Origin of the sequence: Roseixanthobacter finlandensis, assembly GCF_043195105.2 — a bacterium.
Classification (GTDB): Bacteria; Pseudomonadota; Alphaproteobacteria; order Rhizobiales; family Xanthobacteraceae; genus NCEH01.
Genome location: NZ_CM195536.1, coordinates 2,941,427 through 2,955,639, shown reverse-complemented (window position 1 = coordinate 2,955,639; position 14,213 = coordinate 2,941,427). Strand labels below are relative to the sequence as shown.

Genomic DNA, 14,213 nt, shown 5'->3' with positions numbered 1-14,213 from the left:
TGACGCCCCGATAGGCCGATCCCATGACCGCGAATGCTTTCATCGTCGGGCTCGCTGGCCCCCGCCTGCTGCCGCAGGAGCGTGACTTCCTGCGGGCGCGCGCGCCCTGGGGCCTCATTCTGTTCGCGCGCAATGTGGAGACGCCCGACCAGGTGCGCCTTCTGGTGGCCGAGGCGCGCGACGCGCTGGGCTGGAACGCGCCGGTGCTGATCGACCAGGAAGGCGGGCGGGTGCAGCGCCTGCGCCCGCCCTATTGGCCCGAATATCCGCCGGCCGAAGCGTTCGGCGTGCTCTATGGCCGCAGCCGCGAGGCGGGGCTGGAGGCGGTGCGCCTCAATTCCCGGCTGATCGCCGCCGATCTTTTAGACCTCGGCATCGATGTGGATTGCCTGCCGGTGGCGGACCTGCGCTTGCCCGAGGGCCATGGCATCATCGGCAACCGCGCCTATGGCGAGACGCCGGCCCAGGTGGCCGCGCTGGCCCGGGCGGCGGCGGGCGGCTTGCTGGATGGTGGCGTGCTGCCGGTGGTGAAGCATATTCCCGGACACGGCCGGGCCCGCGTCGACAGCCACGAGCGCCTGCCGGTGGTGGACACCGACCGCGCCGAGCTGGAACGCACGGATTTCGCCGCTTTCCGTCCGCTCGCCCATCTGCCGCTCGCCATGACCGCCCATGTGGTCTATGCGGCGTTGGATGCCGAGCGGCCCGCCACCACCTCGCGCCTGGTGATGGACGAGATCATCCGCGGCTTCATCGGCTTTTCCGGGCTGGTGATGAGCGACGATCTTTCCATGGGCGCGCTGTCCGGTTCCGTGGGCGAACGCGCCGCCGCCTCGATCGCTGCCGGCTGCGACATGCTCCTCCATTGTAACGGCAAGCTGGAAGAAATGGCTGAGGTGGCGGACAATGCCCCGCCGCTCGCAGGTCTCGCCGCCGAGCGGGGGGACCGGGCGCTGGCGCTGCGCGTCGTGTCCGACCGGTTCGACGTTATGGAAGCGCGGCTTCGGCTCGCCAGCCTGTTGGGAGTATCCAGATAAGGCCATGTCCACCGCGCCCGACACCCCCGACTTCGCCGAGGACAGTCCCGCCTCGGCCGGGGATGGCGCTTTCGTGGTGGATATCGATGGCTTCGAAGGCCCGCTGGACCTTCTGCTCGCCCTCGCGCGCACCCAGAAGGTGGACCTGACGCGGCTCTCCATCCTGGCGCTGGCGGACCAATATCTCGCCTTCATCGACGCCGCCCGCAAGGTGCGGCTGGAGCTGGCCGCCGATTATCTCGTGATGGCCGCCTGGCTCGCCTATCTCAAATCGCGCCTCCTGCTGCCGCTGCCACCGCAGGAGGATGGGCCGAGCGCCGAGGAGATGGCCGCCGCCTTCGCCCGGCGCCTGCGCCATCTGGAGCGTATCCGCCAGGCGGCGGCGCGGCTGATGGCGCGCGAGCGGCTCGGCCGGGACGTGTTCCCGCGCGTCGTGCCGGAACGCCCGCGCGGCACGGACCAGCCGGTGACCTATACCGCGACATTGTATGATCTGCTGTCCGCCTATGCGGCCCAGCGGCAGAGGCAGGCGCTGTCCTATGTCACGCTGAAGACCCGCGCGGTCTGGTCGCTGGCCGAGGCGCGGGCGCGGCTGGAACGCTTGCTCGGCGGGGTTGCGGGCGATTGGATGCGTCTCGACCACTTCCTGCTAGACTATCTCACCACGCCCGAGCAGCGGGCGACGGCGCTGGCCTCCAGCTTTTCGGCCAGTCTGGAGATGGTGAAGGACGGGACATTGGATATTCGCCAGGACGCGCCCTTCGCCCCGCTCTGGCTGCGCAACCGGGCGCCGGAGGAGGGCGAGGCATGAACCGCGCCGCGCCGCGCGTCGATCTGTTCGACGCCCGTCCCGAGGACGAGCGGGCGCTGGCGCTCGCCCGCGACCTGCGGATCATCGAGGCGCTGCTGTTCACCTCGGCGATGCCGCTGGACGCCGCCGCGCTGCGCCCGCATCTGCCGGCCGACGCGGACATCCCCGCTCTCATGGACGCGCTCACGGCCGATTATGCGCGCCACGGCGTGAATGTGGTGAAGGTGGCCGGCGGCTGGATGCTGCGCACCGCGCCGGACCTTGCCCATGTGGTGGCCGCCGGCGCCCCCGAGCCGCGCAAGCTTTCGCGCGCGGCCATCGAGGTGCTGGCCATCATCGCCTATCACCAGCCGGTGACGCGGGCGGAAATCGAGGAGATTCGCGGCGTCTCCACCTCCAAGGGCACGCTCGACGTGCTGCTGGAGAGCGGCTGGGTGCGCCTGCGCGGCCGCCGCAAGGCGCCGGGGCGGCCCGTGACATATGGAACCACGCCCACCTTTCTGGTCCATTTCGGGCTCGACGGCGTGCAGGATCTGCCCGGCCTGGACGAGCTGAAGGGCGCGGGGTTGCTGGACGGGCGCATTCCTTCCGGCTTCTCCATCCCGCTGCCGTCCGATGATGACACGCTGCGCGAGGACGAAGATCCGCTGGAGGCCGACCCTCTGGACTTCGCCCTTGCACCGCCGCCGCAGCCGGGCGACGAGGACGAGGAATGAAAATCGAGACCAAGACCGTGCGCCAGCGAACCCCCGCCGCCATCGCCAAGGGCCTGAGCTTCGAGGATGTGCGCCTGTCCTACGGCGACGTGGAGGCCGTGCGCGGCATCACTCTGCACGTGCGGCCCGGCGAGGTTCTCTGCCTCCTCGGCAATTCCGGCTGCGGCAAGACTTCGCTGCTGCGCCTCGCGGCGGGCATCGAGCGGCCGGACAGCGGGCGCATCAGCGTCGACACCATCGAGATGGCCGGGCCCTCCGCCTTCGTGCCGGCGGAACGGCGCGGCATCGGGCTGGTGTTCCAGGATTATGCGCTTTTTCCGCACCTGACCAACCTGCAGAACGTGATGTTCGGCCTTTCCGGCCTGCGCAAGTCCGAAGCCGAGGGGGAGGCGCTGCGCGCGCTCGCCCGCGTCGATTTGGAGCGCTATGCGGGCGCCTATCCCCATGAATTGTCCGGCGGCCAGCAGCAGCGCGTGGCGCTCGCGCGCGCGCTTGCCCCGCGTCCCGGCATCCTGCTGCTGGACGAGCCGTTCTCCGGCCTCGACCGGCGCCTGCGCGACCAGGTGCGGGCCGATACGCTGGCGGTGCTGCGCGATGCGCGCGCCACCTGCATCATCGTCACCCACGATCCCGAGGAAGCGATGCGTCTCTCCGATCGCATCGCCTTGCTGCGCAATGGCGAGCTGGTGCAGGTGGGGCCGCCGGAAGAGCTGTATCGCGCGCCACGCGACCTCGGGGCGGCGCGTTTCTTCTGCGAGCTGAATGAGATGGACGCGATGGTGCAGGGCGGATGGGTGAACAGCCCGCTCGGCAGCTTTCCCGCTCCGCAAGGTACGGCGGACGGCGCGGCCGTGCTGGCGGTGCGGCCGCAGGGCATCTCGCTGACCGCCAATCCATGCGGGATTCGCGGCCGGGTGGTGGAGCGGCGGTTCCTCGGCGAGCTTGATCTCGTCGAAGTGATGGTGGCCGGGCGCGACCGTCCGGTGGTGGCGCGGCTGCGCGCGCCGCCGGGCGCGGTGCCCGGACGGGACGTGGGCGTGATGGTGGACCCGTCCGAAGTCCTTGTTTTCGCCGCTTCCGGGGGATAACGCTGGATTTTGGGCGCGCATGCCGGGCGGATGCCGCAAGGTGAATGCGACGACGCTTCCGGTCGGGAAAAGTCGTTCAACTTTGCCGGGACATGCTCTAGAGTCGGTGGCATGAGAGCGGCGCAAAGCCGCGCGATCGGCGCCGTGCGCGCGACGTTTTTGGAGGAAGTGTTATGGGTTCGTTGAGCATCTGGCACTGGATCATCGTGCTGGCCGTGGTGCTCCTCCTGTTTGGTCGCGGCAAGATCTCCGACCTGATGGGCGACGTGGCCAAGGGCATCAAGTCCTTCAAGAAGGGCTTGGCCGAGGATGAGACGCCCGCGCCGGCGGCCACGCCGGAAGCGCCGCGTCCGATTCCGCACCAGGCATCGGCTGCACCCGAGGCAGAGAAGAAGGCCGTCTGAGGCTTCATTCGGGCGCTAGAGGAGGCCGCGGCTGAGCCGCAGGCATTGAGCCGTCATGTTCGACATCGGCTGGTCTGAGCTCATGTTGATCGGCGTTGTTGCGCTGATCGTCATCGGGCCCAAGGAATTGCCATCGGTTCTGCGCACCGTGGGGCGCACGGTCACCAAGCTGCGCCGCATGGCGGGCGAGTTCCAGGGGCAATTCCAGGATGCCCTTAGGGAAGCGGACCTGTCGGACATGCGCAGCGAGATCGGCAATATCGCCGAGAGCGCGAAATCCTCTTTCCCCGGGTCGGACGTGTTCGACCCGCTGCGCAGCATCCGCGAGGAGATTCGCTCCACCGTCGAGGGCGTCACCAAGTCGGCCGCGCCCGTCGATGCGCCCGCCGTCGATGCGCCCCCTGTGGAGGTGCCGGCGGTGACCAAGACCCTCTCGCCCCATGAGGCTGCCGCCATGAGCGCGGCGGCCGCGATCACCGCCGCCACCGCGCAGATCGCCAATCCCGCGCAGGCCGCGCCCGCGCAGCCCATGCCCGTGCAGGCCATGCCCGTGCAGGCCGCGCCCACCGTCGCCGTTTCCAGCGAGCCCCTCGTGCCGTTACCGCCCCCCGCCGCCGAGCCCGTTCTTCTCGCCCCGCCCCCTGAGGCGGTGCCGCTGTCCGCACCCTCTTCCGATACGGACGGATCGCGGGCAGAAGGGTCGCGGGCGGAAGGGTCGCGGACATGAGCACGGACGAAATCGACGCCTCGAAGGCGCCGCTTATCGAGCATCTGGTCGAGCTGCGCTCGCGCCTGATCAAATCGGTGATCGCGTTCCTGATCGCCTTTTTCATCTGCTTCATGCTGGCGAAGCAGATCTACAATATCCTGCTGTGGCCCTATGAATTCGCCTCCGGCTTTTCGTCGAGCGTGAAGCTCATCTATACGGCGCCACAGGAATTCCTGTTCACCCAGATCAAGCTCGGCATGTTTGGCGCGGCGTTCATCTCCTTCCCGGTGGTGGCGACGCAGATTTACATGTTCGTGGCGCCGGGCCTCTACAAGCATGAGAAGAATGCGTTCGTTCCGTATCTGGTCGCGACGCCCATCTGCTTCCTGATCGGCGCGGCGTTCGTCTATTTCGTCGCCATGCCGCTGGCCATGACCTACTTCCTGGGCATGCAGCAGGTGGGCGGCAACGGGCAGGCGGAAATCTCGCTGCTGCCGAAGGTGAGCGAATATCTCTCGCTCATCACCACGCTGATCCTGGCGTTCGGCATCTGCTTTCAGCTTCCGGTGATTCTCACCTTGCTGGCGCAGGTGGGGGTGGTGACGGCCGACATGCTCACCAAGGCGCGGCGCTATGCCATCGTCGGCGTGTTCATCCTGGCCGCCGTGCTCACCCCACCGGATGTCATCAGCCAGCTCTCTCTTGCGATCCCGACGCTGCTTCTCTACGAGATTTCGGTCTATCTGGTGCGCATCGTCGAGAAGCGGCGGAATGCGGCCGAGGCGGCCCGCGCGGCGGCCGAGGCGGCGGACTGAGGGTTTTCGGGCGCATCCCACACTGTTCGGGCGAGGGATGAAGCCCCACCGTCCCCAAGGGGCGGAGGGGCGCCGTCGCCTTATCGCGGCGGAGCCGGTTTCATGCACGATATCAAATGGGTCCGCGAGCAGCCCGAAGCCCTCGTCACGGCCCTGACGCGCCGGCGCGTGGATGGGACCGAGGCGACCGCCCTGCGCGACAAGCTGCTGGCCCTCGACGAGCAGCGCCGCGCCACGCTCACCACGCTGGAAGGCCTGCTCGCGCGCCGCAATGCGGCGTCGAAGGAAGTCGGCCAGGCCAAGGCGGCGAAGGATGAAGCCCGCGCCGCCGCGCTCATGGAGGAAGTCGGCCGGCTGAAGGTGGATATTCCCGCCCTGGAGCAGGAGGCGAAGGCGCTCGACGCCGCGCTGACCACCGAGCTTGCCGCCATCCCCAACGTGCCGCTGGACAGCGTGCCGGATGGCGCGGACGAGCACGACAATGTGGAGAAGAGCGTCTCCGGCACCAAGCCGACTTATGATTTCGCGGCGAAGCAGCATTTCGAGGTGGGCGAAGGCCTCGGGATGATGGATTTCGACACGGCGGCAAAGCTGTCCGGCGCGCGCTTCGTGGTCAATAAGGGCCCGCTGGCCCGCATGGAGCGGGCGCTGGGGCAATTCTTCCTGGACGTGCATACGCAAGAGCACGGCTATATGGAAGTGAATCCGCCGCTGCTGGTGCGCGACGAGGCGATGTTCGGCACCGCGCAATTGCCGAAGTTCGACTATGATCAGTTTCAAGTCAATAGAACCGCAAGCCTTGAAGAAACGGTCACATCTGAGCGTGATCGAAGCTTATCTCAGATCGAAAATTCAATAGTTTCTGCGATGAGCAACAGCGAGCGCGTAAACATTGACGAATTTCTTGACAAAATGAACCTACTTAGCGATACCATGCAAAAGCACGGTTACGCGAGCGCAACCATTGAGAACACACTCAATCGAGCAATAAAAAAGATGCAGAATGCTCTTGCTGAAGAGCAAAATCGTAAAATCGAAAAACCCGAGGTCCCCGAACGCCTCTGGCTCATCCCCACCGCCGAAGTCCCGCTCACGAACCTCGTGCGCGAATCCATCCTTTCGGAAGAAGAACTCCCCCTGCGCCTCACCGCCTGCACGCCGTGCTTCCGGGCCGAGGCGGGGTCGGCGGGGCGGGATACGCGGGGCATGATCCGCCAGCACCAGTTCACCAAGGTGGAATTGGTCTCCATCACCGCGCCGGAAAAATCCCTGGAGGAGCACGAGCGCATGCTCGCCTGCGCCGAGGCGGTGCTGAAGAAGCTGGACCTGCATTATCGCGTGGTGACGCTCTGCACCGGCGACATGGGGTTCGCCTCGCAGAAGACCTATGACATCGAGGTGTGGCTGCCGGGGCAGGGGATGTATCGCGAGATTTCCTCCTGCTCGGTGTGCGGCGATTTCCAGGCCCGCCGCATGAATGCCCGCTATCGCCCGGCGGACAGCAAGAGCCCGCGCTTCGTCCACACGCTGAACGGCTCCGGCGTCGCCGTCGGCCGCGCGCTGGTGGCGGTGCTGGAGAATTACCAGCAGGAAAATGGCGCGGTCGCCGTGCCGGCGGCGCTCGCGCCTTATATGGGCGGGCTCAAGCTGATCGAGAAAATGAAATAGGGCCTTGGGTCTCAGGGGCGCGTTCCCGCGCTGCGCGCCCCCTCCCCAACCCTCCCCCGCACGCGGGAGAGGGGGCCAACACATTTTTTGTCTCATCGCGCGCGCGCCGCCGTTTGCGCTCCCTCTCCCGCGTGCGGGGGAGGGTGGGGAGGGGGAATGCTGCCTTTCCGCGCGTGCCATCATCCCCTGAACCCGCCTTAGCCCCGGATGGCTTCTCCTTTCGTTGCAGTGTCACGGCACTCCGGGTAAGCAGCGCTCATCAAAGTGCAGCGTCGCCGCAGGCTGCCCGGCCAATCTGGCGCGACGCCATCCACCCCGCCGGCACCGGCTGGCCGCACCTGAGGACCCATCCCATGCGCATCCTGGTCACCAATGATGACGGCATCCACGCGCCGGGGCTCGATGCATGCGCGCGCATTGCCCGCGCCCTGTCGGACGATGTGTGGGTGGTGGCGCCGGAGACCGACCAGTCGGGCGTCGCCCATTCGCTCTCGCTCAGCGATCCGCTGCGCCTGCGGCAGGTGGAGGATCAGCGCTTCGCGGTGAAGGGCACGCCCACCGACTGCGTCATCATGGCGGTGCGCCACCTCATGGAAGGCAAGGCGCCGGACCTCGTGCTCTCGGGCGTCAATCGCGGGCAGAACATCGCCGAGGACGTGAGCTATTCCGGCACCGTGGCGGGCGCCATCGAGGGGACGATCCTCGGCATTCCCTCCATCGCCTTGTCGCAGGCGTTCGGCCCAGCGACGCGCGCGAATCCCTCCTACGACACCGCCGAGGCCCATGCGCCGGAGGTGATCCGCACCTTGCTGAAGGAGGGCATTCCCGCCGGCATCCTGGTAAATGTGAATTTCCCGGATCGCCCGCCGCGCGATGTGCAGGGCATCGCCGTCACCGCCCAGGGCCGGCGCGACCAGAATCTCATGCGCATCGAGGCGCGCCAGGATGGGCGCGGCAATGCCTATTATTGGATCGGCTTCGAGCGCCGCGTGTTCGGCACCGTGCCGGGCTCGGACCTGCGGGCGCTGGACGAGGGCCGCATCTCCGTGACGCCGCTGCGGCTCGACATGACCGACGAGCCCTTCATGACCCGCCTCGCGCAGGTGTTCGAGGAAAAGTAACGGTAACATAGCTTGAGCTTCACTGTGGCCGGTGTCGTTTGCCGTCTAATCTCCTGTGCGACTCACGCAAGGGGACGGGAATGAACGGAAAGCGGATTGCGATCATGCTGGCGGTTGCCGGCATGTTGAATGGGGCGAGCTCAGGCGCCTGGGCCTATGCGGAGCCGGTGCCGGTGGCGCCGGTCCATCTCGCGGGCAAGACGGGCGTCGGCATCACGACGCTGGGCGGGGTCGCGCTCGGCATGGGCTTCGCACTGCCCGCCTCGATGATCCTGACCGCCGGCTATGTGGCGATCACGCAGCATCGGGAATTGACCCAGACCGAGGCGACCGAGGCCTTCTTCGGCACCCTCATCCCGCCGCTCGGCCTCTATTATCTCGGCCGCGATCTCTCCAGGAAATAGCCGTCGCGCGGGCGCGGGGCCGGCACTGGCCAGGGCGCTTCAAAAGCGACTATAAGCATCGGCGCGGACGGGCTCCAAAGGCTCGGCCGTGCTTTGCTGTTGCGCGCGCCGGATCGCGCGGGAGGATGCCATCGTGACGGGAACCGAGAAATCGAGCGCAGGGCTGGATGTGCGCCGCAGGCGCATCCTGTTCCGGGCCTGGCATCGCGGCACGCGCGAGATGGACCTGCTCATGGGCCGTTTCGCCGATGCCGAGATCGAGAGCCTCACCGAGGACGAGGTGACCGCGTTCGAAATCCTGATCGAGGTGGAAGACCCCGACCTGATTTCCTGGATCGGCGGCAATGTGCCTGTGCCGCCCGACCATGACACCGAGATCTTTCGCCGGCTCCAGGGCTTTCATCTGTCCGGCCGGGGCGTGCCGCGCGGGCTCTAGAGCATTTTCGAGCGAAGTGGAAACCGGTTCGCGTGAAGAAAATGCGATAATGCAATGAGTTAGAGCATTTCATCGTTTCCGTGAAACGATGAAATGCTCTAAAGCCGGCCCATCTTCTCCCTTTTCCCTTAGAGATGCCGGACCCTTGGGGTCCGCAGGACGGGCGCCGGTTCGCCCGCCCGCGCAATTGGAACCGATCCGTGAAGCGTCCCCGTCCCCTTGCCGAAGACATCGCCCCCGGCGCCCCGCTCACCCTCTCGCGCGTGCCGGATGGGCTGGAAGGCCTGATCGTCGCCGATCTCGCGCGGTCCCTCGCCGCGAAGAAGAATGCGCGATGGCCGAGCCTGGTGGTGCTGTGCCGCGATGGCCAGCGCATGGCGGCGCTGGAGCGGGGACTGGCCTTCTACGCGCCCGAACTGGAGGTGCTGACCTTCCCCTCCTGGGATTGCCTGCCCTATGACCGCGCCTCGCCCAACGGCGCCATCGTGGCGCGGCGCATGTCCACGCTGGCGCGGCTTGCCCGCGTGCGTGGCGGGGAGGCGAGTGTCCTGCTCACCACGGTGAACGCCAGCGTGCAGCGCGTGCCGGCGAAGGAGGTGCTCGCCGCCCAGTCGCTCGCCGCCAAGCCCGGCAATGCCATGGCGCTGGAAGGCATCGTGGAATGGGCCGAGCGCAACGGCTATCTGCGCACGCCCACCGTGCGCGATACCGGCGAATATGCTGTGCGCGGCGGGCTGATCGATCTGTTCCCGCCGGGCCTCGCCCAGCCGATCCGCCTGGATTTCTTCGGCGACACGCTGGAAAGCATCCGCGCCTTCGATCCGGAGACGCAGCGCACCTCGGGCCAGATGTCGTCGCTGGAGCTGGTGCCCATGGCGGAATTCCAGCTGACCTCGGATACCATGCGTCGCTTCCGCATGGCTTATCTCGCGGAATTCGGCGCCAACACCAAGGGCGACACGCTGTATGAGGCGGTCAGCGAAGGCCGCCGCCATGCCGGCATGGAACATTGGCTGCCGTTGTTCCACGAGGGGCTGGACACGCTGTTCGATTACCTCGACGGCGTGCCGCTGGTGGTCGATCCGCTCACCGAGGAAGCGGCGGGCGAGCGCATCGGCCAGATCGAGGAATATTATGCCGCCCGCAAGGAGGCGCTCGCCCTTTCCGGCGGCGGCGCGGTCTACAAGCCCTTGCCGCCCAACCGGCTCTATCTCTCCGGCAAGGAATGGAGCGACCGGCTCGCCGCCTCGGCGCTGGTGCGCATCTCCTCCTTCGCGACGCCGGAGACCTCCCGCGGCAAGGTGATCGACATCGGCGGCGTGCAGGGCCGCTCCTTCGCGGCCGAGCGGGCCGATCCCGAGGTGAATGTGTTCGACCTCGCGGTCGAACATGTGCGCACCCTCCAGAAGACCAAGAAGGTGATCCTCGCCGGCTGGTCGGAAGGCTCGCGCGAGCGCCTCGGCACCGTGCTCGCCGACCATGGGCTGAAGGACACCACCGCGATTTCCCGCTTCGCCTTGCTGGACGCGCTGCCGAAGACCAAGGCGGCGCTGGCGGTCTATGGGCTGGAAGTGGGGTTCGAGACGCCCGATTTCGCCATTATCGGCGAACAGGACATTCTCGGCGATCGCCTGGTGCGCCCCAAGCGCAAGGCGCGGCGCGCGCAGGATGTGCTGTCCGAGCTGAACGCGCTCACCGCCGGCGACCTCGTGGTGCATGTGGACCATGGCATCGGCCGGTTTATCGGGCTCAAGGCCATCGAGGCCATGGGCGCGCCGCACGATTGTCTGGAGATCCATTATGCCGGCGGCGACAAGCTATTCCTGCCGGTGGAGAATCTCGAACTCCTGACGCGCTACGGCTCGGAGGATACCGAGGCCCAGCTCGATAAATTGGGCGGTGGCGGCTGGCAGACGCGCAAGGCGCGGATGAAGAAGCGCATCCGCGAGATGGCGGGCGAGCTCATCAAGATCGCCGCCGCGCGCCAGCTCTCCGAAGCCCCGCGCCTCGTGCCGGCGGCCGGGCTCTATGACGAATTCCGCGCCCGCTTCGCCTATGAGGAGACCGACGACCAGCAGGCCGCCATCGAGGCGGTGCTGGACGATCTCGGCTCCGGCCATCCCATGGACCGCCTGGTGTGCGGCGACGTGGGCTTCGGCAAGACGGAAGTGGCGCTGCGCGCCGCCTTCGCGGTGGCGCTCTCCGGCAAGCAGGTGGCGGTGGTGGTGCCGACCACTTTGCTCGCGCGCCAGCATTTCCGCACCTTCACCGAGCGCTTCAAGGGCCTGCCGGTGAACGTCGCCCAGGCCTCGCGCCTCGTCACCGGCAAGGATCTCACGGCGGTGAAGGCGGGGCTGGCGGATGGCCAAGTGGACATCGTGGTGGGCACCCATGCCCTGCTCGGCAAGGGCATCCATTTCCGCGACCTCGGCCTCGTCATCGTGGACGAGGAGCAGCATTTCGGCGTCGCCCACAAGGAGCGGCTGAAGGCGCTGCGGGCGGAGGTGCATGTCCTCACCCTGACCGCGACACCCATTCCGCGCACCCTGCAACTGGCCATGACCGGCGTGCGCGAACTCTCGCTCATCGCCACCCCGCCGGTGGATCGCCTCGCGGTGCGCACCTTCATCACGCCGTTCGATCCGCTGACCATCCGCGAAGCTCTGTTGCGCGAGCGCTATCGCGGCGGCCAGAGCTTCTATGTGGTGCCGCGCATCGACGATCTCGCCGAGGTGCGCGAGTTCCTGGAAAAGCAGGTGCCAGAACTGAAGGTGGCGGTGGCCAACGGCCAGATGGCGGCAACCGCGCTGGAAGACATCATGTCCGCCTTCTATGACGGGCAATATGATGTGCTGCTCTCCACCACCATCGTGGAAAGCGGGCTCGACGTGCCGAACGCCAACACGCTGATCGTGCATCGCGCCGACATGTTCGGCCTCGCCCAGCTCTACCAATTGCGCGGACGCGTGGGCCGGGCGAAGGCGCGGGCCTATGCCTTGTTCACGACGCCCGCCGCAAAGCCCATGACCACCCAGGCCGAGCGGCGGCTGAAAGTGCTGCAATCCCTGGAGACGCTCGGCGCCGGCTTCCAGCTCGCGAGCCACGATCTCGACATTCGCGGCGCCGGCAATCTCTTGGGCGACGAGCAGTCGGGCCATATCAAGGAAGTCGGCTACGAACTTTACCAGGAGATGCTGCAGGAGGCGATCGCCCACCTGAAGGCGGGCATTACCGAGATCGCCGCCGACAAATGGTCGCCCAACATCACCATCGGCATGCCGGTGCTGATCCCGGAAGATTACGTCACCGATTTGCACGTGCGGCTCGCGCTCTATCGGCGACTCGCGGACATCGAGACCGACGCGGAGCTGGATTCCTTCGGCGCCGAACTGGTGGACCGCTTCGGCCCGGCTCCGGAGGAGGTGACGCACCTCATTCGCCTGACCCAGATCAAGGCGCTCGCCCGCCGCGCCAATGTGGGCAAGGTGGATGCGGGTCCCAAGGGCGTGGTGCTGGCGTTCCGGGAGAACCAGTTCGCCGATCCCTCCGGCCTCGTGCAGATGATCAATGCCGAGGGACCGCAGGCCAAGGTGCGGCCGGACTTCAAGGTGGTGTTCCTGCGCGAATGGCCCACCGCCGAGTCCCGGCTGAAGGGCACGCTTTCGGTGCTCAAGAAGCTGGCGGCGCTCACGGAAAAGCGCCGTGTGGCGTGAAGCGGGCGCGATGCACAAAGTCGCGCGTTACGGGTCCATTCCCTAAGCCTTCACCCTTCCTCAAGCCTGCATCAGTCTTGTTCGCTCGGCGCGCGGGCCGTGGAAGCAGGCTGCGGAGCATCAATTGCTGGTGGCAGGTGCGGCGGCCGGCGGGGTTGCCGAGGGTGTCGGCTGCACAGGTGCCGGCGCGGGGCTTGAAGGGCTCGCCGATGCGGGAGCAGGGGCTGTTGCCGGCGGCGTCGAAGCGGCTGGGGTCGCAGGGGCTGATGCCGGCGTCGGGTTCGTTGCGGTGGTCTTCGGCTTTGTCGTCTTATGCGTCTTCGTGCCGCTCGCCGTGTGCTTTTTCACCTTGGTGTTCTGGGGAATGCCCAGCACGCCCTTCACCCCGCCGACCACACCTCCGGTGACGCCGCCGACAGCGCCGCCTACGGCTGCGCCTACGGGGCCGGCTGCGTTATTGCCCACCGCCGCGCCTTCCTGAGCGCCGCGCACCACGCCCTGCGCGGCCACGGGGCCGGTCAGGGCGGCAAGGCCGACGAAGGCCAATACGATGCTTGTCTTCATGGCTAGGTTCTCCTTATCCAGAAGAACGCCCCGCCGGTGACGCGGTTCCGTTGGGGCGGCTGCGCCGGGTGGGACGGCCGTTTTGCACGACCTTGGGGAAAGCGGGCGTCGCAAAGCGATGTCGGGGATGGAACGGCATGCTTTGCTGACTATATGAGACCAACACTCCTTTTCCGCGCCAGTGCGGCGCCCAGCCCCGAAACCCCGTTGCCATGTCTGTTGCCTTCACCCGCGAAAACGATCTCGAAGCCACTGCCGCCGATCTGCCGGACCGCCCCATTTCGCCCCATCCCAATCTGGTGACGGCGCAGGGACTGGCGGCGCTGGATGCGGCCCTGGCAGAGGCACGGGCGGCCTATGGTGCGGCTCAGGCGCTGGGCGAGGTTCAGGCGGACCGCACCGCCATGGCGCGGGCGACGCGGGACCTGCGCTATTTCACGGCCCGCCGCGCCACCGCCCGTGTGGTGGAGCCGGAGCCCGGGTCCGACACGCTCCAGTTCGGCATGCGCGTGACCTTCGAGCGCGAGGACGGCCGCCGCCAGACCTATCGCATCGTGGGCGAGGACGAGGCCGATCCCGCGCGCGGCTCGGTCTCCTATGTCTCGCCGCTGGCCCGCGCGCTCATGGGCAAGGCCGTGGGCGATGTCGCCCAGCTGGCTGGCGCCGAAGTGGAAGTGGTGGAAATCGGCTGAGGGGTTGGGCGCGGGGAGGCGGCCGCCGCGCCGCT

General features: G+C 67.3%; 14 protein-coding genes. 13 read left to right on the top strand and 1 reads right to left on the bottom strand.

Going from position 1 to position 14,213, the window contains the following annotated elements; translation table 11 throughout:
• Positions 1–23 precede the first annotated feature (23 nt).
• The 12 genes from nagZ (at position 24) to mfd (ending at position 12,922) form a co-directional block, all read left to right on the top strand.
• Complete coding sequence (nagZ, locus tag V5G24_RS14070; RefSeq protein ID WP_394081902.1) at positions 24–1,037, top strand: beta-N-acetylhexosaminidase; 1,014 nt, start codon at positions 24–26, stop codon at positions 1,035–1,037.
• A gap of 4 nt (positions 1,038–1,041) precedes the next feature.
• On the top strand, positions 1,042–1,848 hold the full coding sequence (locus tag V5G24_RS14065) for a segregation and condensation protein A (protein ID WP_394081904.1): 807 nt from the start codon (positions 1,042–1,044) through the stop codon (positions 1,846–1,848).
• Positions 1,845–2,564 carry an SMC-Scp complex subunit ScpB gene (gene scpB / locus V5G24_RS14060; protein ID WP_394081906.1) on the top strand — a complete coding sequence of 240 codons (720 nt, stop codon included), beginning with the start codon at positions 1,845–1,847 and terminating at the stop codon, positions 2,562–2,564. Before V5G24_RS14065 ends, scpB begins: the two co-directional genes overlap by 4 nt.
• Entirely contained in the window at positions 2,561–3,652 is a 1,092-nt protein-coding gene (locus tag V5G24_RS14055; protein ID WP_394081908.1) for an ABC transporter ATP-binding protein, read from the top strand. The genes scpB and V5G24_RS14055 overlap by 4 nt, the downstream gene beginning before the upstream one ends.
• Before the next feature lie 173 nt (positions 3,653–3,825).
• The gene (locus V5G24_RS14050; RefSeq protein ID WP_394081910.1) at positions 3,826–4,056 is read left to right on the top strand and encodes a twin-arginine translocase TatA/TatE family subunit; all 231 of its coding nucleotides are present in this window, start codon (positions 3,826–3,828) and stop codon (positions 4,054–4,056) included.
• 55 nt (positions 4,057–4,111) lie between these two features.
• Positions 4,112–4,783 carry a Sec-independent protein translocase protein TatB gene (tatB, locus tag V5G24_RS14045; RefSeq protein ID WP_394081912.1) on the top strand — a complete coding sequence of 224 codons (672 nt, stop codon included), beginning with the start codon at positions 4,112–4,114 and terminating at the stop codon, positions 4,781–4,783.
• Entirely contained in the window at positions 4,780–5,580 is an 801-nt protein-coding gene (tatC, locus tag V5G24_RS14040) for a twin-arginine translocase subunit TatC (RefSeq protein ID WP_394081914.1), read from the top strand. Before tatB ends, tatC begins: the two co-directional genes overlap by 4 nt.
• Positions 5,581–5,682: 102 nt before the next feature.
• A complete protein-coding gene (serS, locus tag V5G24_RS14035; RefSeq protein WP_394081916.1) occupies positions 5,683–7,248 on the top strand; it encodes a serine--tRNA ligase in 1,566 nt (521 codons plus the stop codon).
• A 353-nt stretch (positions 7,249–7,601) separates the two neighbouring features.
• Entirely contained in the window at positions 7,602–8,369 is a 768-nt protein-coding gene (gene surE, locus V5G24_RS14030; RefSeq protein WP_394081918.1) for a 5'/3'-nucleotidase SurE, read from the top strand.
• 80 nt (positions 8,370–8,449) lie between these two features.
• Complete coding sequence (locus V5G24_RS14025; protein WP_394081920.1) at positions 8,450–8,773, top strand: hypothetical protein; 324 nt, start codon at positions 8,450–8,452, stop codon at positions 8,771–8,773.
• A 133-nt stretch (positions 8,774–8,906) separates the two neighbouring features.
• Positions 8,907–9,209, top strand: coding sequence for an FAD assembly factor SdhE (locus V5G24_RS14020; RefSeq protein ID WP_394081922.1), 303 nt, complete (start codon positions 8,907–8,909; stop codon positions 9,207–9,209).
• 200 nt (positions 9,210–9,409) lie between these two features.
• Positions 9,410–12,922 carry a transcription-repair coupling factor gene (gene mfd / locus V5G24_RS14015; RefSeq protein ID WP_394081924.1) on the top strand — a complete coding sequence of 1,171 codons (3,513 nt, stop codon included), beginning with the start codon at positions 9,410–9,412 and terminating at the stop codon, positions 12,920–12,922.
• 120 nt (positions 12,923–13,042) lie between these two features.
• Here mfd and V5G24_RS14010 read toward each other — a convergent pair whose 3' ends face one another.
• Positions 13,043–13,486, bottom strand: coding sequence for a hypothetical protein (locus V5G24_RS14010; RefSeq protein ID WP_394081926.1), 444 nt, complete (start codon positions 13,484–13,486; stop codon positions 13,043–13,045).
• Between the two features lie 212 nt (positions 13,487–13,698).
• Between V5G24_RS14010 and greA the strand changes: the two genes are divergently transcribed.
• Positions 13,699–14,178, top strand: a complete 480-nt coding sequence (greA, locus tag V5G24_RS14005; RefSeq protein WP_394081928.1) for a transcription elongation factor GreA — start codon at positions 13,699–13,701, stop codon at positions 14,176–14,178.
• The last annotated feature ends 35 nt before the right edge of the window (positions 14,179–14,213 follow it).

Bases quoted from the DNA above. Each gene is read 5' to 3' on its own strand.
- nagZ (WP_394081902.1), top strand. From the start codon at position 24: ATGACCGCGAATGCTTTCATCGTCGGGCTCGCTGGCCCCCGCCTGCTG.
- V5G24_RS14065 (WP_394081904.1), top strand. From the start codon at position 1,042: ATGTCCACCGCGCCCGACACCCCCGACTTCGCCGAGGACAGTCCCGCC.
- scpB (WP_394081906.1), top strand. From the start codon at position 1,845: ATGAACCGCGCCGCGCCGCGCGTCGATCTGTTCGACGCCCGTCCCGAG.
- V5G24_RS14055 (WP_394081908.1), top strand. From the start codon at position 2,561: ATGAAAATCGAGACCAAGACCGTGCGCCAGCGAACCCCCGCCGCCATC.
- V5G24_RS14050 (WP_394081910.1), top strand. From the start codon at position 3,826: ATGGGTTCGTTGAGCATCTGGCACTGGATCATCGTGCTGGCCGTGGTG.
- tatB (WP_394081912.1), top strand. From the start codon at position 4,112: ATGTTCGACATCGGCTGGTCTGAGCTCATGTTGATCGGCGTTGTTGCG.
- tatC (WP_394081914.1), top strand. From the start codon at position 4,780: ATGAGCACGGACGAAATCGACGCCTCGAAGGCGCCGCTTATCGAGCAT.
- serS (WP_394081916.1), top strand. From the start codon at position 5,683: ATGCACGATATCAAATGGGTCCGCGAGCAGCCCGAAGCCCTCGTCACG.
- surE (WP_394081918.1), top strand. From the start codon at position 7,602: ATGCGCATCCTGGTCACCAATGATGACGGCATCCACGCGCCGGGGCTC.
- V5G24_RS14025 (WP_394081920.1), top strand. From the start codon at position 8,450: ATGAACGGAAAGCGGATTGCGATCATGCTGGCGGTTGCCGGCATGTTG.
- V5G24_RS14010 (WP_394081926.1), bottom strand. From the start codon at position 13,486: ATGAAGACAAGCATCGTATTGGCCTTCGTCGGCCTTGCCGCCCTGACC.
- greA (WP_394081928.1), top strand. From the start codon at position 13,699: ATGTCTGTTGCCTTCACCCGCGAAAACGATCTCGAAGCCACTGCCGCC.